This is a genomic window from Pedobacter immunditicola (assembly GCF_037482985.1).
Taxonomy (GTDB): domain Bacteria; phylum Bacteroidota; class Bacteroidia; order Sphingobacteriales; family Sphingobacteriaceae; genus Pedobacter; species Pedobacter immunditicola.
Map to the genome: position 1 here is coordinate 24326 of NZ_JBBHKC010000003.1, position 25029 is coordinate 49354.

At 40.6% G+C, this 25029-nt stretch carries 24 protein-coding genes; 14 read left to right on the forward strand and 10 right to left on the reverse strand.

Features of this window, described 5'->3' with window-relative positions:
• Nucleotides 1-19: 19 nt before the first annotated feature.
• From WG905_RS05070 to WG905_RS05080, 3 genes are read right to left on the reverse strand one after another with little or no spacing between them, the layout of a single operon-like run.
• A complete protein-coding gene (locus tag WG905_RS05070; RefSeq protein WP_339590622.1) occupies nucleotides 20-427 on the reverse strand; it encodes an acyl-CoA thioesterase in 408 nt (135 codons plus the stop codon).
• Between the two features lies 1 nt (nucleotide 428).
• Nucleotides 429-1481 carry an endolytic transglycosylase MltG gene (mltG, locus tag WG905_RS05075; protein WP_339590623.1) on the reverse strand — a complete coding sequence of 351 codons (1053 nt, stop codon included), beginning with the start codon at nucleotides 1479-1481 and terminating at the stop codon, nucleotides 429-431.
• Entirely contained in the window at nucleotides 1474-2268 is a 795-nt protein-coding gene (locus WG905_RS05080) for a PASTA domain-containing protein (RefSeq protein ID WP_339590624.1), read from the reverse strand. The genes mltG and WG905_RS05080 overlap by 8 nt, the downstream gene beginning before the upstream one ends.
• A gap of 126 nt (nucleotides 2269-2394) precedes the next feature.
• Between WG905_RS05080 and WG905_RS05085 the strand changes: the two genes are divergently transcribed.
• On the forward strand, nucleotides 2395-3381 hold the full coding sequence (locus WG905_RS05085) for a D-alanine--D-alanine ligase (protein WP_339590625.1): 987 nt from the start codon (nucleotides 2395-2397) through the stop codon (nucleotides 3379-3381).
• Here the strand turns inward: WG905_RS05085 and WG905_RS05090 are convergent.
• Both WG905_RS05090 and WG905_RS05095 read right to left on the reverse strand, forming a co-directional pair.
• Nucleotides 3378-4781, reverse strand: a complete 1404-nt coding sequence (locus tag WG905_RS05090) for an MATE family efflux transporter (protein ID WP_339590626.1) — start codon at nucleotides 4779-4781, stop codon at nucleotides 3378-3380. The two genes, WG905_RS05085 and WG905_RS05090, sit on opposite strands and share 4 nt — an antisense overlap.
• Nucleotides 4782-4807: 26 nt before the next feature.
• A complete protein-coding gene (locus WG905_RS05095) occupies nucleotides 4808-5227 on the reverse strand; it encodes an acyl-CoA thioesterase (RefSeq protein WP_339590627.1) in 420 nt (139 codons plus the stop codon).
• Between the two features lie 117 nt (nucleotides 5228-5344).
• Between WG905_RS05095 and rpsO the strand changes: the two genes are divergently transcribed.
• The 6 genes from rpsO (at nucleotide 5345) to WG905_RS05125 (ending at nucleotide 12009) form a co-directional block, all read left to right on the forward strand.
• Nucleotides 5345-5623 (forward strand): 30S ribosomal protein S15, encoded by a 279-nt coding sequence (rpsO, locus tag WG905_RS05100; RefSeq protein ID WP_339590628.1) that lies wholly within the window; start codon nucleotides 5345-5347, stop codon nucleotides 5621-5623.
• Between the two features lie 116 nt (nucleotides 5624-5739).
• On the forward strand, nucleotides 5740-7875 hold the full coding sequence (gene pnp, locus WG905_RS05105) for a polyribonucleotide nucleotidyltransferase (protein ID WP_339590629.1): 2136 nt from the start codon (nucleotides 5740-5742) through the stop codon (nucleotides 7873-7875).
• 76 nt (nucleotides 7876-7951) lie between these two features.
• Complete coding sequence (rpe, locus tag WG905_RS05110; protein ID WP_339590630.1) at nucleotides 7952-8623, forward strand: ribulose-phosphate 3-epimerase; 672 nt, start codon at nucleotides 7952-7954, stop codon at nucleotides 8621-8623.
• Between the two features lie 110 nt (nucleotides 8624-8733).
• Complete coding sequence (gene serC, locus WG905_RS05115; protein WP_339590631.1) at nucleotides 8734-9801, forward strand: 3-phosphoserine/phosphohydroxythreonine transaminase; 1068 nt, start codon at nucleotides 8734-8736, stop codon at nucleotides 9799-9801.
• 5 nt (nucleotides 9802-9806) lie between these two features.
• On the forward strand, nucleotides 9807-10757 hold the full coding sequence (locus WG905_RS05120; RefSeq protein ID WP_339590632.1) for a D-2-hydroxyacid dehydrogenase: 951 nt from the start codon (nucleotides 9807-9809) through the stop codon (nucleotides 10755-10757).
• 52 nt (nucleotides 10758-10809) lie between these two features.
• Nucleotides 10810-12009, forward strand: a complete 1200-nt coding sequence (locus WG905_RS05125; RefSeq protein ID WP_339590633.1) for a DUF1015 domain-containing protein — start codon at nucleotides 10810-10812, stop codon at nucleotides 12007-12009.
• On the opposite strand, the gene WG905_RS05130 is transcribed toward WG905_RS05125, so the two are convergent.
• Nucleotides 12006-12533 (reverse strand): hypothetical protein, encoded by a 528-nt coding sequence (locus WG905_RS05130; protein WP_339590634.1) that lies wholly within the window; start codon nucleotides 12531-12533, stop codon nucleotides 12006-12008. The genes WG905_RS05125 and WG905_RS05130 overlap by 4 nt on opposite strands.
• Nucleotides 12534-12567: 34 nt before the next feature.
• A complete protein-coding gene (locus WG905_RS05135; RefSeq protein WP_339590635.1) occupies nucleotides 12568-13347 on the reverse strand; it encodes an SAM hydrolase/SAM-dependent halogenase family protein in 780 nt (259 codons plus the stop codon).
• 100 nt (nucleotides 13348-13447) lie between these two features.
• Between WG905_RS05135 and WG905_RS05140 the strand changes: the two genes are divergently transcribed.
• The 4 genes from WG905_RS05140 to WG905_RS05155 all read left to right on the forward strand — a co-directional run bounded on the left by WG905_RS05140 (nucleotide 13448) and on the right by WG905_RS05155 (nucleotide 16840).
• Nucleotides 13448-14410, forward strand: coding sequence for a PhoH family protein (locus WG905_RS05140; protein ID WP_339590636.1), 963 nt, complete (start codon nucleotides 13448-13450; stop codon nucleotides 14408-14410).
• Nucleotides 14411-14553: 143 nt separating this feature from the next.
• The gene (locus WG905_RS05145; RefSeq protein WP_339590637.1) at nucleotides 14554-15498 is read left to right on the forward strand and encodes a phosphoribosylaminoimidazolesuccinocarboxamide synthase; all 945 of its coding nucleotides are present in this window, start codon (nucleotides 14554-14556) and stop codon (nucleotides 15496-15498) included.
• A gap of 38 nt (nucleotides 15499-15536) precedes the next feature.
• The gene (locus WG905_RS05150; protein WP_339590638.1) at nucleotides 15537-15926 is read left to right on the forward strand and encodes an STAS domain-containing protein; all 390 of its coding nucleotides are present in this window, start codon (nucleotides 15537-15539) and stop codon (nucleotides 15924-15926) included.
• The gene (locus tag WG905_RS05155) at nucleotides 15926-16840 is read left to right on the forward strand and encodes a ribonuclease Z (protein WP_339590639.1); all 915 of its coding nucleotides are present in this window, start codon (nucleotides 15926-15928) and stop codon (nucleotides 16838-16840) included. Before WG905_RS05150 ends, WG905_RS05155 begins: the two co-directional genes overlap by 1 nt.
• Nucleotides 16841-16845: 5 nt before the next feature.
• Here the strand turns inward: WG905_RS05155 and WG905_RS05160 are convergent, their stop codons facing one another.
• From WG905_RS05160 to WG905_RS05170, 3 genes are read right to left on the reverse strand one after another with little or no spacing between them, the layout of a single operon-like run.
• On the reverse strand, nucleotides 16846-17796 hold the full coding sequence (locus WG905_RS05160) for an MlaD family protein (RefSeq protein ID WP_339590640.1): 951 nt from the start codon (nucleotides 17794-17796) through the stop codon (nucleotides 16846-16848).
• Between the two features lie 11 nt (nucleotides 17797-17807).
• Nucleotides 17808-18590, reverse strand: a complete 783-nt coding sequence (locus WG905_RS05165; protein ID WP_339590641.1) for an N-acetylmuramoyl-L-alanine amidase family protein — start codon at nucleotides 18588-18590, stop codon at nucleotides 17808-17810.
• 48 nt (nucleotides 18591-18638) lie between these two features.
• Nucleotides 18639-19517 carry an N-acetylmuramoyl-L-alanine amidase family protein gene (locus WG905_RS05170; protein ID WP_339590642.1) on the reverse strand — a complete coding sequence of 293 codons (879 nt, stop codon included), beginning with the start codon at nucleotides 19515-19517 and terminating at the stop codon, nucleotides 18639-18641.
• Nucleotides 19518-19573: 56 nt separating this feature from the next.
• Here WG905_RS05170 and WG905_RS05175 point away from each other — a divergent pair, with 56 nt between their 5' ends.
• The 3 genes from WG905_RS05175 (at nucleotide 19574) to WG905_RS05185 (ending at nucleotide 24985) form a co-directional block, all read left to right on the forward strand.
• Nucleotides 19574-22249 (forward strand): putative LPS assembly protein LptD, encoded by a 2676-nt coding sequence (locus WG905_RS05175; RefSeq protein WP_339590643.1) that lies wholly within the window; start codon nucleotides 19574-19576, stop codon nucleotides 22247-22249.
• A gap of 11 nt (nucleotides 22250-22260) precedes the next feature.
• A complete protein-coding gene (locus tag WG905_RS05180) occupies nucleotides 22261-23511 on the forward strand; it encodes a competence/damage-inducible protein A (protein WP_339590644.1) in 1251 nt (416 codons plus the stop codon).
• Nucleotides 23512-23632: 121 nt separating this feature from the next.
• Nucleotides 23633-24985 carry a dihydrolipoamide acetyltransferase family protein gene (locus WG905_RS05185; protein WP_339590645.1) on the forward strand — a complete coding sequence of 451 codons (1353 nt, stop codon included), beginning with the start codon at nucleotides 23633-23635 and terminating at the stop codon, nucleotides 24983-24985.
• Nucleotides 24986-25029 lie beyond the last annotated feature (44 nt).

The window sequence follows — 25029 nt, forward strand, 5'->3', positions numbered from 1 at the left end:
TTAATTAAAAAAGTGATTTTTAATCAAAATATCCTGCAATTCTTGACATGAAATATTCTGGTGGGTGGCAAGGTTTCTTTTTCTCCATGTCAAAAAACACCAGGGTAGTGTGCCCGATATTGATCAGCTCTTCTGCTTCATTGAATAATTCATATTCAAAGTGAATGCGCACACCAGGGATTTGTTTGACAATGGTTTTAATGGTGAGGACCTGGTCGTATAAAGCAGGCTTTAGAAACTTTGATTTCAATTCCAACAGCGGCATCATGACACCGCTGTCTTCCATGCTCTGGTAACTCATGCCTAAGCTTCTGAGCATCTCTACCCGGCCAACTTCATAATATTGTGCATAGTTACCATTGTATACGTAGCCCATCTGGTCCGTCTCGCTATACCTCACTCTGATTTTTGTTTCGTGTACGTACATCCTATCTGAATATTTTACGTTGATTTAATGCGTCTCTGTATTTTTTCGCATTAATTTCATGCTCCTGCCTGGTTTCTGCAAAACTATGGTAACCAGAGAAATCTTCCTTAGCACACATATACAGGTAATTATTGTCGTCTTTATTTAATACCGCATCAATCGCTTTGATGCTCGGCATCATGATCGGGCCAGGAGGCAGACCAGCATATTTGTAGGTGTTATATTTAGAGTCTTTTTTTAGCAAGGCATAAGTAACCCTTTTTACCGTAAAATCGCCATTGGCAAAAATTACCGTTGGATCCGCTTGCAATAAAATACCTCTGTCGAGGCGGTTAAGGTACAAACCGGCTATAATAGGCATTTCGTTGTTATAGATTGCTTCCGCATCCACAATAGAAGCCAAAATGCTCACTTGAATAGGTGTCATTTTTAAAGCTTCCGCTTTCTGCTTGCGCTCAGCATTCCAGAACTTTTCATACTCGTTTTTCATTTTATTGAAAAAATCCAATGCACTGGTATTCCAATACATTTCATAAGTATTCGGAATAAACATGGTGTAGATGTTATCTGTTGTAAAACCATGTTGCGCTATAAAGCTTGCCGAATCAAGTAGTTGGGCAAATGTCAACGAATCTGGCTCCAGGTTTTTAGCAAGGTAACCTGAAAAGTCTTCTTTCCTCCTGATATTCTGAAATTTGAGGTCAACAGGTTCCTGGTTGCCGGCCTTAATTTTATTGACAAGGCTGCGGTTATTCATACCCGTAAGTAATCTATAACGGCCTGGTTTTAAGTTCAGTGCTAAATCCATTCTTTCGGCAGCTTCACTAAAACTTTCGGTGTCTCTTAGTAAATCTCTGCTTTTGATCTCTTGAAATACATCATCCAGGGTTCCACCAGTTTTTACATACAGGTATTTTCCTGACTCAGTAACATTGGGCGCGAAATAGATTTTATAGAATTTAAATCCAAAAACTAAGCCGATCATCAGTAATACGATTGATACGACGATAATTACTTTTACTGATCCTTTAAGGTTTCTCTTTTCGTTAATCATAGGTAATATCAGGCTGCTGTGGTTGTTGATTAGATAATATAATGTTTACTGGAGTGCCAATTTTAATTTTAGAGAGGGTATCTGATAATACCGGGGTTTGCATGACCACAATTGCATTTGCACTGTCGGTGATTGTACCTTCATAAGTTACCTGGCCGAGGTTTAGCATAGATCCTTTTAGCGAAAAACGCGCTTCATCTTTGGTGAGACCAATCAGGTTAGGGATATCCACTTCTTCATTTCCACGTCCGTTTCCTAAAACCAGGCTGATTTTTGATGCCTTTGGCAAGACCTCACCTGATTTTATGACCCTGCCACCGAAGGAAGCTTCTAATACGACATCCCTGCTCACATCTGCTTTATACGTTGTATCTCCAACTTTCAGGCCAAAGCCTTCCAATATCGATTGGGCCTCACGAAGCGATTTAAATTCAATATCGGGGAATTTTACATTCGGTGCCTGTGAGGTATTGATGGTAAGATAGATGGTTCTGTTGTCTTTAACGAATGCGTTTGCATTCGGATCCTGATCAATCACCATACCGGGTGGCTGGTCCATCATATAAACAGAATCAACCTCATAGCGTAAACCCAGGGCCTCTAATTTTTCAACGGCCTTTGTAAATTCAAGTCCTTTTAATTCGGGCACAGTTAAGCCCTGACCATGTTTAGTGTAATACCGTAAGCTGAAAAAAGCAATGAACAGTATGGCTATGACAGTGAATATGGCTGCCAATAGATTATTTCTAAAGGATTTGGTCTTTAGATAGGATAAGAATTTGCTCATGGGCCAAAAATAGGCTAAAAAAATATTTTATCGGAATTTAAATAACATCTGCCTTTCTAATTTATATTTTTGGCTACAACTAAATGAGGATATTTAACCATCTTCAAAAAAAAACAAACTAAACTGATGAAGAAAACGATTGCCTTAATGACTGGTGGAACTACCGGAGAGAAGGTGGTTTCTGTTAAAAGCGCAGCAACCATTGCTCAAAACCTTGATCCGGATAAATATGATGTCTACAAAATTATGCTGACCCAGCAAGGTTGGTTTTATGAGCCTGCCGACTCCATGAAAGTTGCAGTAGACCGCAATGATTTCTCTGTTACCCTGAAGGGTAGAAAAATTATGTTTGATGGTGTCTTTATCGCTATCCACGGATCGCCTGGTGAGGATGGGAAGTTGCAGGGCTATTTCGATATGCTGAATATTCCTTATACGACATGCGATGCGCTGACTTCCGCCATTACCATGAATAAGGGTTATACCAAAGCGATTGTCCAGGACATCCAGCAATTACATGTGGCCAAATCTGCACAGATCTTCAAAAACGGCAATTATAAGCTGGATCAGATTAAAAAGGACCTGAAATTGCCGTATTTCATTAAGCCCAATAATGGTGGCAGTAGCATCGGCATGAGCAAGGTAACGAACCAGTATGATTTGGATACTGCCTTGAACAAAGCTTTTAAGGAAGATTCGCAAATTTTGATTGAAGAGTTTATTTCTGGAAGGGAATTTACAGTTGGTGTGGTGAAATTGGATGGAAAGATTACTGTATTGCCTATTTCTGAAGTGGAGACCGCTAAAGAGTTTTTCGATTTTGAGGCCAAATACACACCAGGGGTTGCTATTGAAACTACACCTGCTGTTTTGGATGAGGAGGTTAGACTTAAGGTGGAAAAGATTGTGACTGAAGTTTACAGGAAGTTGAACTGCCGTGGGGTAGTGAGGATAGATTTTATTTTAGAAGGTGGTACAGGTGATTTCTATTTTATTGAAATCAATACCATCCCGGGGCAGACCGCCACAAGTTTTATTCCGCAACAGGTAGCTGCCATGGGCATGAAACTCAATGATTTTTATACAAAACTACTTAAAGAAACAATTGGTTAAACTTTGACCGTTTTCCATTTGCCTTTCTTAAATAATACATAGGCTGCAATAGCAATACCTGTTTCTGAAACAGGTATTGCTATAAATACGCCGGTAGCGCCAAGATTGAAATAGTTTGCCAGCAGGTAGGCAAAAGGGATCTGAAAAATCCAGAAGCCGAAAAAATTCAGCCAGGTGGGTGTCCAGGTATCTCCTGCACCATTAAAGGTGCTGATCAACACCATCTCTATTCCATAGAAAACATAGCCAAGGCTGATGATATACAAGGCTTTTAGCGCCACGTCCTGGATCAGCACATCGTTGGTGAAAAACGCGATAAAGTATTGCGCACCTATAAAAGTGAACAGCATCACACTACCCATATAAATCATATTATACTTTGCTGTTTTGATGACAGATTCATGTGCCCGTCCCAGTTCTTTAGCGCCAAGGTTCTGACCAACCAGTGTGGCCGCTGCATTGCTCATTCCCCAGGCTGGCAACAGGAAAAACATCATGAGCCTGATGGCAGTCTGATAGCCTGCAGAACCATGATCACCTCCTGTCTTGGCCACCAGCTGTGCAAGGAATACCCAACTGCAGGAAGCAATGATAAATTGAAAAATACCGGGTGTGGCAATTTTTAATAAGGCATTGATCTGCTGAAAATGTGGTTTGAAGTACTTGAGCTTTAGCTTAATCGCGCTTTTACCATCGCAAAGGTGATATATCTGATAACATACACCAATTCCCCGGCCAATGGTAGTGGCCATTGCTGCCCCGGTTAAGCCAAAAGCTGGAATAGGACCTAGTCCATTGATCAGCGTAGGGCAGAGGATGATATTGGCGATGTTGGCTATCCACAGGCTTTTCATCGCAATAGCCGCATTTCCTGCGCCCCTGAAAATCCCATTGATCAGGAAGAGCAGCATGATGACCATGCTTCCGCCCATCATAATTTGTGTAAATACGGTTCCCTGTTCGGCGGTTTCCGCAGACGCACCCATGAACAGTAAAATCTCTTTGGCATAAATAAATCCGGCAATACTAATCAGCAGGTTGATCACTACTGAAATGAGGATCACCTGGGCGCCTGCCTTCGCGGCGGCTACAGGATCTTTTTCGCCAATTCTTCTGGCTACAACTGCGGTGGCCGCCATGCTCATGCCGATGGCGATTGAGTAAATGATGGTAATCACCGATTCAGTCAAGCCTACGGTTTGAATGGCATGGCTGCTGTTGGGTAAATGACCAACAAAATAGAGGTCGACTAAGGCAAAGACAGACTCCAATGCCATTTCCAGCATCATTGGTATAGCCAGCAGCACTACCGCTTTACTGATGCTGCCTTTTGTATAATCCAGGTCTTCGCCTTTAATGGCCTGTTTTAAGAAAGTAAATGTTCTGCTTAGCTTAGTCATCTAAGCTAAATTTAGAGAAAATGAGATTAAATGCTGTAAGTTTTAATCATTTCTTCAGTTACTTTCATGCCTTTACCGCTGTTGATGTCGATCATCACATAATCAAACCAGCCATCAGAAGCTATTTTTTTATTACGCTTGATCTCTATTTCAAACTGAACGCGGCATCCTTTATCATTAATGGTTAATAGACCAGTACGGATAATGGCCGTATCTCCTAAAATCATCGGTCTTTTGAAATCTACATGCGCTGTTCTTACCACCCAGCCAAAACCGCCTTCAAGAAAGGATTCCATTGGCATTTTGTAGAATAAATCCATTTGTTCGTACCTTGCGGCAAGTACGTAATCGAAATATTTGCTGTTATGTACATGGTTAAACATGTCTATATCATCAGGCCTTACTTTCAATTCACTCTCAAATATGCTGTACTGGTTTTTTTCCATAAATAGATTTTTACAAAAGTACAGAAAATTGAATACCAGATTATTGTTAATCATTAAAACTTACAGTATCTTTGCACCTAATTAATTAATTTATACACACTTTAGTATCATTCAAGAATGTATTTAAGTAAAGAAAAGAAAGCCGAAATCTTTTTACAACACGGCGAAGTAGTAACCAACACTGGTTCTGCAGAAGGTCAGGTAGCGTTATTTACATACCGTATTGCGCACCTAACAGGTCACTTGAAGAACAATCGTAAAGATTTTTCAACTCAGTTGGCACTTCAAAAACTAGTAGGTAAACGCCGCGGTATCCTGGCTTATCTATTCAAAAAAGATATTGGTCGCTATCGTGCTATCATCAAAGCTTTACAGCTTAGAGATATCATTAAATAATTGTACTTATGTCATAAAAAGCCATTCTTTAGGGATGGCTTTTTTGCTTGCAAAATAAAATAAACCACATAAATCCGGTGTGTAGAAAGAGGAAAACACACCATAACACGTTTTAAATGAATGTAATAAAAAAATCGTTCGATCTTGGTGATGGAAGAATAATTGAAATCGAAACAGGTAAGTTGGCTAAACAAGCCGATGGCGCTGTCGTTGTTAAAATGGGTGAGACCATGCTTTTGGCTACCGTAGTTTCTACTGTAGGCGCAAAAAGCGGCGTTGATTTCTTACCCTTATCGGTAGATTATCAGGAAAAATATGCTGCTGCCGGCCGTATCCCTGGTGGTTTCTTACGTCGTGAGGCTAGATTATCAGACTATGAAGTTTTAATTTCTCGTTTGGTAGACCGTGCTTTACGCCCGATGTTCCCTGATGATTATCATTCAGATACGCAAGTCATGATCACCTTGATTTCATCTGATAAAAATATAACGCCTGACTGTTTAGCTGGTCTGGCTGCTTCGGCTGCAATTGCAGTTTCTGATATCCCTTTCAACGGGCCGATCTCTGAAGTACGCGTAGCTAGAATTGATGGTAAATTTGTAATCAATCCATATTTAAGTGACTTAGAACGTGCTACAATTGATTTATTAGTTGCAGGTACCGAAAAAGACATCGTAATGGTGGAAGGTGAAGCTGATGAGATTTCTGAAGCTGAAATGGTTGAAGCTATTGAGTTTGCACACAAAGCAATTGTGATCCAGGTTCAGGCGCAAAAAGAATTAGCAGAACTGGTTGGTAAAACTGTTAAACGTGAATATTCTCATGAAGACAGCAATCTTGAATTGAGAGCGCAGGTTTTTGCTGCTACTTATGATAAAGTTTATGAAATTGCGAAAAGCAATACGGCTAAAAAAGAGCGTGGCAATCAGTTCGGACAGATATTAATGGATTTCATCGCTTCTTTAGGTGAAGATATTGATGATGTTACTGGCTTCTTGTCTAAAAAATACTTCCATGATGTGCAATATGATGCGATCAGAAACCTGGTACTAGACGAAGGAATTCGTTTGGATGGCCGTGATGTTCGTACCGTTCGTCAGATCTGGAGTGAAGTAGGTTACTTGCCATCTGCGCATGGTTCAGCTGTTTTTACCCGTGGTGAAACACAATCTTTAACTACCGTTACTTTAGGTTCTAAAGATGATGAGCAAATGATTGATGGTGCTTTTGTGAATGGCTATAACAAATTCTTGTTACACTATAATTTCCCGGGCTTCTCCACTGGTGAGGTTCGTCCGAACAGAGGTGCTGGTCGCCGTGAAATTGGACATGGTAACCTTGCCATGCGTTCATTGAAAAGAGTATTACCTGGATTGGAAGAAAACCCTTACACTATTCGTATCGTTTCTGATATCCTTGAATCTAATGGTTCTTCATCAATGGCAACTGTTTGTGCGGGTACTTTAGCACTGATGGATGCCGGTATTAAAATTAAATCTCCTGTTTCTGGTATTGCCATGGGTTTAATCACCGATGAGAAAACTGGTAAATATGCGATCCTTTCTGATATTCTTGGTGATGAAGATCATTTAGGAGATATGGACTTCAAGGTTACAGGTACTGAAAAAGGTATTGTTGCCTGCCAGATGGATTTGAAAATCAATGGTTTGAAATGGGAAGTTTTAACTGCTGCCTTGTTACAAGCTAAAGATGCTCGTTTACACATTTTGGAAGAAATGAAGAAAACGTTAGCTCAACCTCGTGAAGATTATAAAGACCATGCTCCACGTATTGTTTCTTTAACTATTGATAAAGAATTTATTGGTGCTGTAATCGGGCCCGGCGGTAAAATCATCCAGGAAATGCAACGTGAAACTGGCGCTTCAATTTCTATAGAGGAAGTTGGTAACAAAGGTATCGTTGAAATTTTTGCTGATAATAAAGCTGCAATTGATGCTGCTGTTGGCCGCATCAACGCGATCGCTGCAAAACCTGAAATTGGTGCAACTTACGAAGGTAAAGTGAAATCTATCATGCCATTTGGTGCTTTCGTTGAGATTATGCCAGGTAAAGATGGTTTGCTACACATTTCTGAGGTAGACTGGACTCGTTTAGAATCTATGGACGGTGTGTTCAAAGAAGGTGAAAAAGTAACTGTTAAACTTTTGGATGTAGATAAACAAGGTAAAATGAAGCTTTCCAGAAAAGCTTTAATGCCTCGTCCTTCGAAACCTGAAGGTGCAGCTTCATAAGCTGTCTGACTATAAATAATCGAAAACCCCGCTTCAGCGGGGTTTTTTGGTTTAGCAATTTTCTTATCTTTATCCTATGAAACATATCATAGCCCCCTCCATATTGTCCGCGGATTTTGCTAACCTGCAGCGTGATGTAGAAATGATCAATGCCAGTGAGGCCGATTGGTTTCATGTGGACGTCATGGATGGTGTATTTGTGCCTAATTTGTCATTTGGCTTTCCGGTGATGGATGCAATACACAGATATGCAACGAAGCCCCTGGATGTGCATTTGATGATCATCAATCCTGACCAGTACATTGAGCGTTTTGCAAAGGCAGGTGCAGCAGTGATTACGGTCCATTATGAGGCCTGTGTACATTTACACCGCACGGTGCAGGCGATACACCAGGCAGGCTGTAAAGCCGGTGTGGCGCTAAACCCGCATACGCCTGTAGCCTTGCTGAAAGATATGCTCCCGGACCTCGACCTTGTATTGATCATGTCGGTTAATCCAGGTTTTGGTGGCCAGCAATTTATACCCCAGACTTTGAATAAAATCAGTGAATTAAAGTCCCTTGCCTTAAGGCTAAACCCTGAACTTATCATAGAAGTAGATGGCGGTGTAGGAATTCAGAACATTGCCGGTCTGATTAATGCCGGTGCTGATGCATTTGTTGCTGGAAATGCAATATTCGCCGCAGAATCACCACTTCAAATGATCTCAGACCTGAAGAACATCAACAAAGGAAGTTTACAGGCTTAAGTTTTGTCTTGTTTTAATGTAATATTGCGCATTAATTGCTGCTATTCCGGAAAAGTGGCAGGATTTAGGGACAAAAATATTACATTTACACACAACAAAAAGTATAAGAAATGAGACATAATTTTGGCGCAGGCCCCTGTATTTTACCTCAGGAAGTATTTAAACAAGCATCACAGGCTGTTTTAGATTTTAAAGACGGCTTATCAATCCTAGAAATCTCTCACCGTACACCAGAATTTGAAAGCGTAATAAAAGAAGCTGGCGCATTAGTAAAAGAATTGTTGAATGTACCCGAAGGTTATTCGGTTCTGTTTTTACAAGGCGGTGCAAGTTTGCAGTTTGCCATGGTACCGATGAACTTACTGCCTCAAGGTGGTACTGCCAGTTATTTAGAAACTGGTGTTTGGGCTAAAAAAGCAATTAAAGAAGTGGCTTCTTTTGGTACTGCAAATGTGGTGGCCTCTTCTAAAGATGCTAACTACTCGTATATTCCAAAAGATTTTACGATTCCAGAAGATAGTGCCTATTTCCATTATACATCAAATAATACGATCTACGGTACGGAAATTTTTACAGTGCCTGAGACTAAGGTCCCAGTAGTTTGCGATATGTCATCTGATATTTTGAGCAGGGTTATCGATGTTTCAAAATATGACCTGATCTATGCAGGTGCACAAAAGAACATTGGTCCTGCAGGGGTAACTGTTGTTATTGTTAAGGATGAAATTCTTGGTCGCATTGACAGAAAAATTCCTTCAATGCTTGATTATAAAGTTCATATCGATGGTGATTCCTTGTATAATACCCCTCCGGTATTTTCAATCTATGTAGCGATGTTAAACTTAAGGTGGTTGAAATCTAAAGGCGGCGTTGCAGATATTGAAAAAGAAAATAAAGCTAAAGCACATGCTTTATATGCAGAGATTGACAGAAATCCTTTGTTTAAAGGAACCTGTGCAGTTGAAGACCGCTCAAGAATGAATGTATGTTTTGTGATGAATAATCCGGAACTGGAAAAACCATTCTTACAATTTGCAGAAGATAATGGCTTTGAAGGAATCAAAGGACATAGAAGTGTAGGTGGTTTCCGTGCTTCGATGTACAATGCTTTACCGATTACAAGTGTTCACGCCCTGATTGATATCATGCAGGAATTTGAAGAAAAAAACAATAAATAGATTTAATGATAAAGATACTCGCAAATGACGGAATAGATCCCGTTGGAAAGTCGTTATTAGAACAAGCAGGTTTTGTAGTGGATACAGAATTTGTTCCTCAAGATAAACTGGTAGAAGCCCTTCAGCATTATGATGGCATTACCGTGAGAAGTGCAACCAAGCTTCGTAAAGATTTAATTGACCAATGCCCAAACTTGAAATTAATTGGTAGAGGTGGTGTTGGTATGGATAATATTGATGTTGACTATGCCAGAGAAAAAGGTCTTGCGGTTGTAAATACGCCTGCAGCTTCTTCTTTGTCTGTTGCTGAACTTGTTTTTGGTCATCTGTTTACCGGTGTTAGGTTTTTACAGGATGCCAACAGAAGAATGCCTGTAGAAGGTGATACCAATTTCAACAACCTTAAAAAAGCTTATGCCAAAGGAACTGAATTAAAAGGTAAAACTTTAGGTGTAATTGGTTTTGGTAGAATTGGCCGTGAAACTGCAGCAATGGGTTTAAGGTTAGGCATGAATGTTTTAGCCTACGACTTGTTCCCTTTCAAAGGACATATTACTTTGACCTTTCAAGGTGATGTGGAGATTGATATCCCTGTAAGAACGGTTACTTTTGAAGAAGTGATCAGAGACAGTGATTTCATCAGTTTACATACGCCATTTGCAGCTGAGCCTATTTTAGGTGCGAATGAGTTTGAGCAAATGAAGAATGGTGTTGGTATTGTTAATTGTTCCAGAGGTGGTACAATTGATGAAAAGGCGCTGATTGCCGCTTTAGATAGTGGCAAAGTTGGTTTTGCTGGTTTAGATGTTTTTGACAATGAACCTACACCACTTGCAGCAATTTTACAACACCCTAAGATTTCTTTAACGCCACATATTGGTGCTTCAACCAATGAAGCCCAGGAGCGTATTGGAGCCGAACTTGCCAGCTTAATTATAGCGCATTTTACTAAATAGTATACAAAAGAAGGAGCTGCCACCGTAGTTCCTTCTTTTGTTTTTGATCGTCATGCCAAATATAAGACCGTTTAATGCGTTAATTCCTGCTCCCCATTTGCAGGCTAAAGTGGTCACATGGCCGCTTGAAGCTTATAGCACCGGGGAAGCAAAACTCATTGCCTCAGAAAATGATTGCAGTTTCCTGCATTTAATCAACCCTGAGCTGGATAACCCTTATCTTAGGGGTACCAGGCAAGAGCTGGTCTTTAAAAAAATTAATGAAAATCTAAATGCTTTCCTGGAGAAACAGGTACTGGTGAAACAGGATCCTGCGGCTGTTTTTATTTACCGGGTTTCGCATGATGAATTAACGCAAACCGGAATCTGGACACTTACCGATATTGAGGACTACCTTCAGGGAAAAATAAAGAAGCATGAGCACACCGTAGAGCGCCGTGAGCGACTCCTTGCTGCCTACCTGGAGCATACACACCTGGATGCTAATCCCGTGTTGGTTACCTATCCGCCAGACCAGCTGATCAGTACCATTATGGAGAAGTATGTGGTTAACGCAGAATGCATCCTTGACTTTAACTTTGTTGATCAATCGAGGCATCAGGTATGGGCAATGACCGACCATTCTGATTTAACATCAATTTTTCAGGCATTTGAGCAGATCCCATGTGTATATATTGCCGACGGACACCACCGTATCGCTTCCATGGCCAAACTGCCCAAGCCTACTTTTTTCTCTACGGTATATATGAATACAAAGGAAATTAAAGTGCTTGAATTTAACCGCCTCGTTCGAGATCTTGGTGTTTTAACGCCAGCCATGTTTCTTGAAAAAATTAAGGAATCTTTTGTCCTGAAAGAAATGCCAACAGAAGTAAAGCCTCAAAAGCTGCATGAAATTGGGATGTATTTTAACTCACAATGGTTTAAGCTTATGCCAAAAAAAGGTATATACAATGAGGATAACCCTGTAGAAGTTTTGGATGTCAGCATCCTGCAAAATTTCATATTAGGCCCGGTGTTGTCAATTGATGATCCCCGAACTGACGCAAGAATCACTTTCTCTGGAGGAAGAATCCCTGTGGCTCAGCTTCAGAAACAAGTCGATAATGGTTTGTTTGCCGTTGCATTTACGCTATTCCCCGTTGCTGTCGAACAGATTATAGAGGTCGCTGATGCCAGTGGAACAATGCCTCCTAAATCAACCTGGATAGAGCCTAAATTCCTTGTCGGATTAATAACGAATTATCTCTAAGAAAACCGCTTTACTTTTTTAAGCTTACTGATTCTCCCTGCCAGGACTAAAATGACGATGATAAAAATTAATGCAATTCCGGCAGCAACATAATAGGTCAGCATAAGCTTTTTTTCTGCTTGTTGTGCACGCAGCGTTAACTCCTTGTTTTCCACCTGCAGCTTTTTAATGGCAAGTGTGAAACGTTCTACTCTTTCCGTGTTTATTTCTGCTATATTTTGTACTTGTTGTACCTGCATTTCTTTATATTCCATCAGCACTTTTAATTCACGAAATATTTTATTGTCGTGTAAGGTAATCTGCCTTAATATATCATTGGAATTCTTGATATCCTTTTTGGTTTGCATCCCAAAAATCCCTGTTTTTTGGTTAAGACTTTGCTGATACTGACCAAATCTGGAGCTCCGTTGAGCCAGAAGCGCATTAACTTTGTTTCTTTGAAGCTGGTATGCTGTGCTATCTGCCTGCGCCATTGCGGTTACAGATAGACCTACCAATAAAAATAAAAGCAGATACTTGGTCATGGTGTTCATTTTAAATAATAAGCAAAGTTCGTGCCTATGGGTGAAATTGGATTCTTACAATATCGCCAAGGTGTAAACCCAGTAAGCCACTTGCCTTACCTTTGTTAATCGCGATTTCAAGGTGGTTACTAATGCCGAACAGGCATAGTTTTTCGCCTTCCGGGACTTCGTTGTAATGCCAGCTAAGTTGGGTAATGGTTTCACTTTTTCTGAAATGTAAGGTGAAGTCACGGTTTCGCTGCACTTTTGCAAATAACTCTTTGGTGATATTGGTGATAACGTTACAGAAAGTATCTATATAAATGACACTTCCGCGTATGATATCCTGCTCAATAACAGGATGTAACAACATACGCTCTTCAATGTTTTCAACGGGGATGCCAATATCTTTAATTTTCCCGCCCTTCGCCAGGTGTACGGCCGCTTTGACAAAGATATCGACCAATGGAAAGTGCAGGTATTTGAGGTCCTGCATGATATTAAGTTCTACAATTTCATCTGGTGGGCCATCAAATAAAAGGGAAAAAATACCATTATCTGCCCCTACAAAATAATGATCATTATATTTCAATGCTACATATTTTGTATTTTCGCTATATACAGAATCAATGCCGATAAGGTGCACTGTGCCTGTAGGGAAATAAGGGTAGGCATTCTTTAGAACAAATGCCGCATTAGAAATGTTAAATGAAGGAACCTCATGGGTAATATCAATTATGCTGGCAGCGGGAAAGATCGTCAGAATACTGCCTTTAAGGGCAGCCTGATAGAAATCCTTAGAACCTAAATCTGTTGTTAAAGTAATAATGGCCATTAAAAATTGAATATTTATTCTTAATCTTGCGTAAGCGACAAAACGCCTACAAATATCAATTTTTAAATCAAAATATACACGTCTATTAAAAAACAATATTTTGAACGAAATAGAATTAAAATTAGAATCAGTAGACCCAGCGCATTTTTGGGGAACACATAACGAACATTATGAGTTAATTAAACGGGCTTTTCCGAAGCTGAAAATTGTTGCCCGTGGCAATGATATCAAGGCTTTAGGAGATATGCAGGAGTTAAATGCCTTTGAACATAAATTCCAGGAGCTGATCCAGCACCTTGAAAAATACTGCTCTCTGAATCCAAATGAAGTTGAAGCGATTTTAGCAGTCAAAAATAATAAAACACCTGATACTTCAATTGCAGATAAAACCTTGCTCGGTGGGGGAGAAGTGATTGTTTATGGAACAAACGGTTTGTTGGTGCGGGCCCGAACGGCAAACCAGCGAAGGATGGTAAACAGCATTGCCAACAATGATGTGCTTTTTGCCATCGGTCCTGCCGGAACGGGTAAAACCTATACTGCAGTGGCTTTGGCAGTCAGGGCTTTGAAAAACAAAGAAATTAAAAGAATCATCTTAACCCGGCCGGCGGTAGAGGCAGGGGAGAGCCTTGGCTTTTTACCGGGCGATTTGAAAGAAAAAGTAGACCCTTATTTACGTCCTTTGTATGACGCGCTTGATGATATGATTCCGCCAGAGCGGCTTAAATTGTACCTGGAAAACCGGACCATTGAAATAGCGCCTTTGGCTTTCATGCGGGGAAGGACACTTGATAACTGTTATGTGATCCTGGATGAGGCGCAGAACTCCACTGACCTGCAGTTAAAAATGTTTTTAACGCGTATGGGACCTTCTGCTAAAGTCATCGTTACAGGTGATGTTACTCAAATCGATCTCCCTAAAAGACAGATGTCCGGCTTATTCAATGCATTAAGGATTTTAAACGACATTGATGGGATAGATGTGATTTACCTCACCGGGGAAGATGTGGTGCGACATAAACTGGTGAAACAGATTCTTAAAGCCTACGGCGATATTCAATAAGCCATCGGTGTAAGGATTTCATCACCCTATAGACAATAGAACGGTTAGCAATAAACAATAAAGCTGTTAGCAATAAAATAATAAAACAGTTAGTCATGTGTTATTGGCATTTAGTAAATGACACATGCGATTCAGCATAACAAATGAGAGCGATAAAAGAAACAAATTTTAATTTCCCCAGACAGACTAATTTTTATAAAGGCAAAGTAAGGGATGTATATACCATTGATCACCGGTTGATGGCAATGGTGGTTACCGATAGGATTTCTGCATTCGATGTGGTGTTACCTGAGGCAATTCCCTTTAAAGGACAAGTGTTGAATCAAATTGCAGCTAAGTTTTTGGCAGCGACGCAGGATATCGTTCCTAATTGGGTGATTGCAGTGCCAGATGAAATGGTTACTGTTGGCAGGATCTGTGAACCATTCAAAGTAGAGATGGTGATCAGAGGTTACCTTGCAGGACATGCATGGCGCGAATATAGTGCTGGCAGACGACGTGTTTGTGGTGTTTCCTTACCAGAGGGGCTAAAAGAAAATGATCGGCTCCCTGAGCCTATTTTGACCCCTACTACGAAGGCTTCCATTGGGCATGATGAAGATATCTCCAGGGAAGAAATTATAGCAAAAGGCATAGTTTCCCTGGCTGATTACGAACAACTCGAAGCTTATACCCGGGCACTTTACCAGCGCGGTACAGAGATGGCTGCCGAAAGAGGGTTGATCCTGGTAGATACCAAATACGAGTTTGGAAAATCTGATGATACCATTTACCTCATTGATGAAATTCACACCCCTGATTCATCCCGTTATTTTTATGCAGAAGGTTACCAGCAAAGACAAGCGAATGACGAGCCTCAGAAACAATTATCCAAAGAATTTGTAAGAAAATGGTTAATTGATAATGGCTTTCAGGGCAAGGAGGGACAGGTAGTTCCGGTGATGACCCCAGAAATTATTGACTCCATTTCAGAACGGTACATCGAGTTGTATGAGCAGATCACTGGTGATCGTTTTGTAAAGAATAATGCCGAACAGATATTAGATAGAATTGAACAGAATGTTCTGGATTGTATAAATAAGTTATAATAATACCGTAATTTCGTATACACCAAAACTTAAAGGCCATGAAGTTTTCAATAGATAAACATGAAAAGTATGTCGTAATTACTTTAAATGAAATAAGTTTTAGTAACGAACTAACACCGAAGTTAAAGTCTGAGTTTATTTTGCTGACCGCAGATGGTTTTTGTAACATTATACTGGATTTATCACAAGTCGAAAACTGCAGCGATTCGCAGGATCTAAGCAGCCTTTTATTCGCAGACAGGCTTTGTAAAAAAGCCAATGGCCTGTTTGTGGTAACCGGTTTAAATAAGGAAATCGACAAACTGGTTGAAATTTCCGGTTTACATCAATCACTGAATATTGTTTCAAAACTTGATGAAGCCACAGATCTGATCTTTATGGGAGAAATAGAGAAGGAGTTATTAGGGAGTTTTGATCAGGATAGTTAATGAAGTTTGAAATTACCATTTTAGGAAGTAGCTCTGCCACACCTGTTTATAATAGAAATCCTACAGCGCAACTTTTAAACTGTAATGAAAAATTTTACCTGATTGACTGCGCAGAAGGGACGCAGCATCAATTCTTGAAATATAATATCAAGGCAAATAAGATTGACTATATTTTTATTAGTCACTTACACGGGGATCATTATTTCGGCTTGATTGGCCTTCTTTCAAGCCTGCATTTGAACGGCAGGGTTAAGCCCATTCATCTTTTTGCACCTGCTCCTTTACTGGAAATCCTGGAGATGCAGTTCAAGCATTCCGATACTATTCTACGCTATCCTCTTGAATTTACGGCTATAACTGCTGATGAACCGAGGGTAGTGTTTCAAAACGCGGACCTCACAGTAGAGACAATCGTTCTCAATCACCGCATTCCATGTACGGGTTACAAGTTTACTCAGAAAAGAAGACTGCGTAAACTTAAAATTGAGCGGCTGGAAGCCGAAGGAATTCCGGTCGAGTATTTTCCCTTACTGAAAAGGGGATTGAACCTGGATCTTCCCAATGGAAAGATATTGCTTAACGAAGATTACACCTTCGAAGCGGAATTACCGAAATCTTATTGTTATTGTTCAGATACTTTAGCTGACGACAGTTACCTGGACTTACTGAAAAACTGTACCATGCTTTATCATGAAGCGACATTCCTCCATGAATTGCTGGATAGGGCTAATGTTACCCACCACAGCACTGCTTTACAGGCTGCTGAGGTGGCTAGAAAAACAGCGGCCCATCAATTACTGATAGGCCATTTTTCGTCTCGTTATAAGGTACTCCAACCTTTATTGGAAGAAGCAAAAACAATTTTCCCAAATACGCAGCTTGCCGTTGAAGGCAATACTTATATCATCGGCTGAGTTCCCTAGTTATCTTTTTTCCCGCCTCCGAATACAGAGAAGTGTACATAGCGCTTAGGATTTTCCTTCAGGTCGATCACTAAACTGTCCAGGTTTTTTGAAGCATTATTCAGGTTATCGTACATCTGTCTGTCGTTAACCAGTAAGCCTAGAGTTCCATTACCATTATTGACCTTGTTCACCACACCCTGCAGGTCAGCTACAGCTTTATTGGCATTCTCTATCGTCTGCTTAAAATTTGCTGCAGCGACCTGGTCACTAACAGTCTCGATATTATTCAGAATGGAGTTAATTTTGACGTTATTGTTTTTCAGGTTATTAGAGATCGACTCTACATTAGCCAGGATAGCAGAAATTCTGGATCCTTCTGTGCCAACCAGGCCATCGATTTTTTTACTGGTAGATTCAAGCGATCCTAAAGTAGCAGCGATGCTGTTGAAGCTCTTGTTTACATTGTTCTGAAAATCAGGGTTTAATATGGTATTAACACTGGTAAGGATAGAGTCCATTTTATCAATGATCACTTCAGCTTTTTTCTGAACCGGTTGTACGGCCTCCATAATGTTCTTTTCAACATTGGCATGTAAAGTATCACCATCCTTTGCATACACGTTAGCATTTCCCAATACCATAATAATGGCCTTACTCCCTAAAAGGTCTGTACTTTCCAGGCGAGCTATGCTGTTGGTAGGAATTTCATACTGTCCGTCAATATTTAATGTGGCCACAATACTGCCATCAGGTTGTAATTGCAGCTTATCCACACGTCCGATCTGGAAACCGTTAATCAGTACTGGTTTTGATACCCCAAGTCCGTCTACCCGTGAATATTTTGCGTAAAGAACAGTTTCATTTGAGAAAATCGCATTCCCTTTAAGAAAATTGTATCCAATGATTAATAAGGCTATAGAGAAGGCAGCCAGAATGCCAACTTTCGTTTCGTTTGCTATTTTCACGTATGATGTACTTAGTGTGTATCGTTTCTTTGTTTATAGGTCTTAACAGCATTAAAAATAGAATTCACAATTTCTACTTGTCCAGCTGCCGAGTTCATGTAACGTTCTTCCTCAGGGTTGCTTATAAAGCCTATTTCAGTTAATACAGCTGGCATTCCGCAACGCTGTAAAATCAAAATACCTTGTTCTTTAATTCCCCGGTTAACTCTGCCATCGTTGTTAGTGAAGTTATTCTGGATCAAACTGGCGAACTGCATGCTTTTATCCCTGAACTTATTTTTAAACAAAGATAGAATAATAAATGTTTCCGGATCATTAGGATCGAAACCATCGTAGTTTTGTTTATAGTTTTTTTCCAAAACGATATCAGCATTTTCCCTGATGGCCACATCCTGTTCATTCAAACGGTGCATACCGGCTACAAATGTTTCCGTGCCTTTAGTTACTCTATTTCCGCGGGGCATGGCATTACAGTGAACGGAAATAAAAAGATCTGCTTTATTATCATTGGCAAGGGCAGCCCTTTTGTGAAATTCAACATCCACATCCGTTTTCCTGGTGTAGAGGATTTTTACATCAGGCATTTCTTCCTCTAACCTTTTTCCTAACTTTAACGCAACTTCCAGGGCTATATCTTTTTCTTTAGAATAGGATCCTACAGCTCCAGGTTTTCTACCACCATGTCCGGCATCGATAACAATGGTTTTAACTTTGTACCCCTTTTGTGAAAGAGCTGGTTGGAAAGAAGTTAAAATCAACACAGCCACTAAAAAACAATTAACACTAAATCTCATCACTATTACTTATTTATGTTCTCTTAATTTATACTCGGTATCACTCTCTTAATGATGTTCAACAGATTGTTTATAACGTTGTATGGCCTTCATCAAGCCATTAGTTATCTCTATTTGTCCTTCAGGAGAATTCATATAGTCTTCTTCTGAGGGATTACTTATAAAACCTATTTCAGTCAATATTGCTGGCATACCTGCCCTGGCCAACACGGCAAGGCTTTGTTCCTGTACACCCCGGTCTATCCGACCAGCATTAATATATTCATCCTGAACCATTTTCGCTAATTTAAGACTCTGGCTCCTGTATGCATTTTTCATCAGCGAGAGGATGATGAAGTTTTCAGGATTATCCGGGTCAAAACCTTCATAATTTTCCTTGTAATTTTCCTCCAGCAAGATCGCTTGATTTTCCCGTTTGATCACGTCATCCTGCTCATTCATCCTTCCCATACCAGAAACAAAAGTTTCTGTTCCCCTGGTGGTCGTACTTTTCTTGTATACTGTTTTCTGGATTGGAATCCTTTTTCCGTTCTTTTTCCTGTAACCTGTCGTAATGGTAGAGCGTCGGAGCGGCATATCATTACAGTGTATAGAAATAAAAATATCTGCCTTCACCTTGTTAGCCAATCCTATCCTGTCATATAAAGGAACGAATACATCCTCTGTTCTTGTATATATAACCTTCACGTCCGGCATATTTTCTTCAATTGCCTTCCCCAGCGTTAACGCAGTTCTTAGTGCAACCTCTTTTTCCGTAGAATAAGCGCCTCTTGTAGTTCCGTCCTTACCGCCGTGACCAGCATCTATAACAATAGTTTTTACTTTATATTCTTGCGCAATACTCTGAGCGTTAGACGATAGTAAAAATATTGTTGAAATAAATGCGATCAATATTACATTTGGTCTAACCAATGGTATATTTTTCATTAATTTTGAACGTTTTTGGATTAACATTAGTGCAAAAATAACATTCACATACCAATTTGAAACATTTACGCTATATCATTTTTCTGAAATCAGTTGTTTTACTTTCTATTGTTAGTAACAATGCTACTGCTTTTTCAACATTCAGCAGCTTTCAGGTGCCTCAGCAAACCGATAGTAGCAAATTGGATACCACAAAACGCAATGTGGATCCAGCAGCAAATAATGTGAAGATTACCCAGCAGGGAGAGTCTAAAATTGAGTATTCAGCACGAGATTCTACCAAATACAGCAAAGATCGAAGCATTATCCATCTATATGGGAAGGCCAGGGTAATTTACCAGACTTTTGAGCTTGATGCGGAATATATCAGGTATGATTCAAAAAACAATACAGTTTTTGCCCGTGGCGCACATGATACCAAAGGGAGGTATTACGGAAAGCCGATTTTTAAAATGGAAGGCTCCGGTTCTTCCGTAGCCGATTCCTTGTTTTACAACACCAAGTCGGGAAAGGGTACCGTGTACAATACCTTTACTGAACAAGAAGGGAGTTTCTTTTCCGGCGGACAAAGTAAAAAGCAGCCTGATGATGAGATCCATGTCAAAAACACCATTTATAGTACGTGTAACCTGCCACATCCTCACTTCGGGTTTTTTATAACCAAAGGTATCGTTACCGAGAAACAAGTCATTACAGGGCCTGTTTACCTTGAAATTGAAGATATACCTTTACCACTGGGTTTACCCTTTGCATTTTTCCCTAAACCCAATAAAAAGGCATCCGGAGTTATTGTGCCGAGTGTTGGTGAAGACGCTACACAGGGCTTCTTTTTAAGGGATGGTGGCTATTATTTTGGATTAAGTGATTTTTGGGATGCGAAATTGATGGGAACCATTTACACCCGTGGCTCTTATACAACCACAGCTTCCGCCAACTATTTGAAACGTTATAAATACGGTGGAAACCTTAATTTCACTTATGCCAGTACCAGATTGGGGATTGAAGGTACGGAATCAAACAGGCCGCAAAAGAATTTCCATATCACCTGGAACCACAGTCAAAACCCAAATGCATCACCAGGATCAACTTTCAGTGCACAGGTCGATGCAGGTACTTCCTCCTTTTATAGAACTACTGCTGCCAATAATACCTATAACCCCCGGGCTATTTCCAATAACGTTTTACGGTCAAGTATCAGTTACAGTAAAACTGCCGGAATTTGGAACTTCAGCACCAACTTAGGTGCCAGCCAGGAAACACAAACGAAGACCGTCAGCCTGACCTTGCCACAGATCAGTTTAAGTATGGCCAGTATCAATCCTTTTGATTCGAAAAAAAGGGTGGGTGAGCAAAAGTGGTTTCAGAAATTTAATGTGGGCTACAGCATGGATGCAACCAACAGGGTAAGCACCACTGAAGATCTGTTATTTGCCCCTGGAGGATTAAAAAGATTCCAGAACGGCGTTAACCATAATGTAAACGGGTCTTTACCATTTACCCTTGCAGATTACTTTAACTTTACCACCAGTGCGACTTATAATGAGCAGTGGCATTTTCAAACGTTACGACAAACGCAGCTACGCGTCTTAAACAGGCCGGATTCGCTTGTTTATGATACCATATCCGGCTTTAAGCGTTCAGCAGAATACAGTGCTGCGATGAACCTGACCACTAAAATTTACAACACGCTTCAGTTTAAGAAAACGGGTAAAGTCCAAGCCATCAGGCATGTGATGACACCAAATATTGGTTTCAGTTATAAACCCGACTTTTCTGCACCCAGTAAAGGTTATTACGAGGTATTAAGGTATCAGGACGGCACACCGGTAACTGATCCGCAATTTAACCGGGAAAAGCGCTATTCTATTTTCCAGGGAACACAATACAGCGGTCCGTCAGAGGGGCAAACTGCAGCACTTAACTTTGGTTTGAACAACGATGTTGAGCTTAAATTACTCAATCCTAAAGATACAACAGGGACAGGGGTGAAGAAGATCCCCATTATACAGGGTTTAAATATTAACGGTAGTTATAATTTCCTGAAGCCCGCTTATAAACTGTCAACCCTTAGTTTTAGCGGTCGCTCGCAGCTTTCAGAAAAAATAGGCATTAACTTCAATGGTAACCTCAATCCTTATGCAGTGGAGGATGAGGTGACCAGTTCCGGATTGGTAACTAAGAAACTGGTCGACAGGTATACCTGGCAAAATGGTAAACTGCCGCGTTTAACGAGCTTTGGTTTCTCTTTTGATTATAGTTTTAACCCTGAGTCCTTCAAGAGAAGGACAGAAAACCTTGATCAATTGCAAAATGGCATGGAAAAGAAAGGGATCACGCCTGAACAATCAACTGCGCTGGCAGCGATTAGCCGGGACCCCAATGCCTTTGTTGATTTTAATATTCCATGGAACTTCTCTTTTGCCTATAGCTTACAATACAGTGCATCAGAAACCGGTTTAAATGGCCGTACCACAAACAGTCTTACTTTTAACGGTGATTTTAACGCCACTCCGAAATGGAAAGTGCAGTTTAATTCGGGTTTCAACTTCGAAACGAAAAACCTGTCCCTGACCACACTTTCAATTTACAGGGATATGCACTGCTGGGACATGAGCTTTCAATGGGTTCCTTTTGGTACTTACAGAAGTTATTCTGTGACGTTGAAAGTTAAAGCCTCTATTTTGCAAGATCTTAAACTAAGCAAACAGCAGGGCTATTCTTCCACCTTTTAACAACTAAATTAATGGTAGCAGAGATCATTACAATAGGCGATGAAATTTTGATTGGACAGATTGTAGATACCAATTCTGCATGGATTGCCAAACAACTCAACCTCAACGGGATCAAAGTCAAGCAGATTACCTCGATTTCCGATGATGCCGCTCATATTATCGAAGCCCTTGATGCGGCCCGCGAACGTGCATCTCTAATATTGCTTACCGGGGGCCTTGGGCCAACAAGAGATGACATCACCAAAAGTACCTTAGCGAACTATTTTAATATGCCTATCCGGCGTGACGAAGAAACACTCCAGCATGTGGAAGAAATTTTTTCAAAGTCAAGCAGGCCCATGTTAGAAATGAACCGTCAGCAGGCCGATGTGCCGGATGGTTGTACCGTGATCAAAAATAAGAACGGCACGGCGCCATGTCTCTGGTTTGAAGATAAGGGGACAATCTTCGTTGCCATGCCAGGGGTTCCTTTTGAAATGATGTACTTAATGGATGAAGAGATTATCCCTCGCATCAAAGCGTTATTTAAACTGCCTTTTATCTACCATAAAACAATTCTTACCGCTGGCATTGGTGAGTCTTTTCTGGCTACAGAACTGGCAGAGATTGAAGATAAACTTCCTGAGACCATTAAACTGGCTTATTTACCCAGTCTGGGGCAGGTAAGGTTAAGGTTGAGTTCAACAGGTACTGATGAATCACAATTGAAAGCTGAAGTTGATTATTTTGCGGCGCAGCTGATTAATAAAGTCAGTCAATATGTTGCCGCCGAGGAAGACCTTCCGCTGGAGAAAGTATTGCTGAATCTCCTGGAAGCAAAAAAATTAACACTTTCCACAGCAGAAAGCTGTACTGGAGGCTATATCGCCCATTTAATTACCCAACATCCAGGCTCTTCAAAAGTATTTGACGGGGGTGCGGTCACTTATTCTTATGAGATGAAGGAATCAGTACTGGGTGTTAAAGCCGAAACATTGCAAAAATATGGTGCGGTTAGTGAGGAAACGATAAAGGAAATGGCTGCCGGTGCCCTGAGAAACTTCAACACTGACCTTGCTGTTGCCGTGAGTGGCATCGCCGGGCCGGATGGGGGTACTCCCGATAAACCTGTTGGAACAGTGTGGATTGCAGTGGCCACCAAAGATCATGTGGTAGCGAAAGTTTTCCTTTTTGGGAGTAAAAGGGCGCAAAATATCGTCCGTTCTGCCAACGCTGCATTGAGCATGTTATTAACTCAGGCCAAGGCAATGGAAGCCAAATAAAAATAGGCGGTGTATTAATTTTTAAGAATAAAAAGCAGCTTGTCTGAACAACATGAGCATTAAGTCTTTAAAAAGATTTACTTTTGCATCGTTATCAAAATAAAATTTACTGTAAACCAACATGGCTCAATACGAATTACTGTTACCGAAAATGGGGGAGAGCGTTGCAGAAGCAACCATTATAAAATGGGTTAAAAAACCCGGTGATATAATACAGCTGGACGATACATTATTGGAAATAGCTACTGATAAAGTGGATTCAGAAGTTCCATCGCCCGTTGAAGGAAAACTGGTTAAATTGTTATATAACGAAGATGACGTGGTGCAGGTAGGTGCAGTTATTGCCATAATTGAAACTGATGTTGAGGCAAAAACCCCGGTAGCTGAAGCAGAAACTCCGGTACCTGAAGTAGGAACTCCGGCACCTGAAGTTATAACTGAGGAAGAAAAGCCAGTTCCCTATACCGAACAACTCGAAGTCGCAGCACATGCAACTGAAGAAACTACGCCGGCAGACCGGTTTTATTCTCCATTGGTTAGAAATATTGCTGCCCAGGAGAACGTCAGTATCAATGAATTGAATTCCATTCAAGGAAGTGGTGTTGATGGCCGATTAACAAAAGATGACCTTCTGAATTATATTCAGCAAACAAAAGGTCAGTCAGAGCAACAACCTGCTGAAAGCCCTCAGCCTGCAGCTATAAATCAGCAGCCTGCGACACCAGCTTCAAAACCCCTGGTTGTCCCTACAGCAAGCATGAGTGGTGGTGATGAAATTATAGAAATGGACAGGATGCGTAAACTGATTGCCGAGCATATGGTAATGAGCAAGCATACTGCACCACATGTCACTTCTTTTGTGGAAGCTGATGTGACCAATATGGTGAAATGGAGAGAGCGTGTTAAAAAGAATTTTGAAAAACGTGAAAACGAAAAGATCACTTTTACCCCCATATTTATAGAAGCCGTTACCAAAGCCATTAAAGATTATCCGATGGTGAATGTTACCGTCAATGGAACGCAGATCACCAAAAAGAAGGATATCAATATCGGTATGGCAGCAGCCTTACCAAGCGGGAATTTAATTGTGCCTGTGATTAAAAATGCCGATCAGCTGAGCCTGATTGGTTTAACCAAGGCGGTTAATGACCTGGCTAATCGCGCCCGGATTTCAAAACTTAAACCTGATGAGACGCAAAATGGCACCTTCACCTTAACGAATGTAGGTTCCTTTGGTAATGTGATGGGTACACCGATCATAAACCAGCCACAGGTCGCTATACTGGCTGTAGGCGCAATTAAGAAGAAACCTGCAGTGCTGGAAACGGAATTCGGCGATGTGATTGCCATCAGGCACATGATGTTTTTATCCTTGTCTTATGACCATAGGGTGGTTGATGGTGCTTTGGGAGGCTCCTTTGTAAGAAGGGTGGCTGATTACCTGGAAGATTGGGATGTGGAAAGAGAGATTTAAATAAAACAGAGAAGGCCGGTTAACCCGGCCTTTTCAAATCAAAA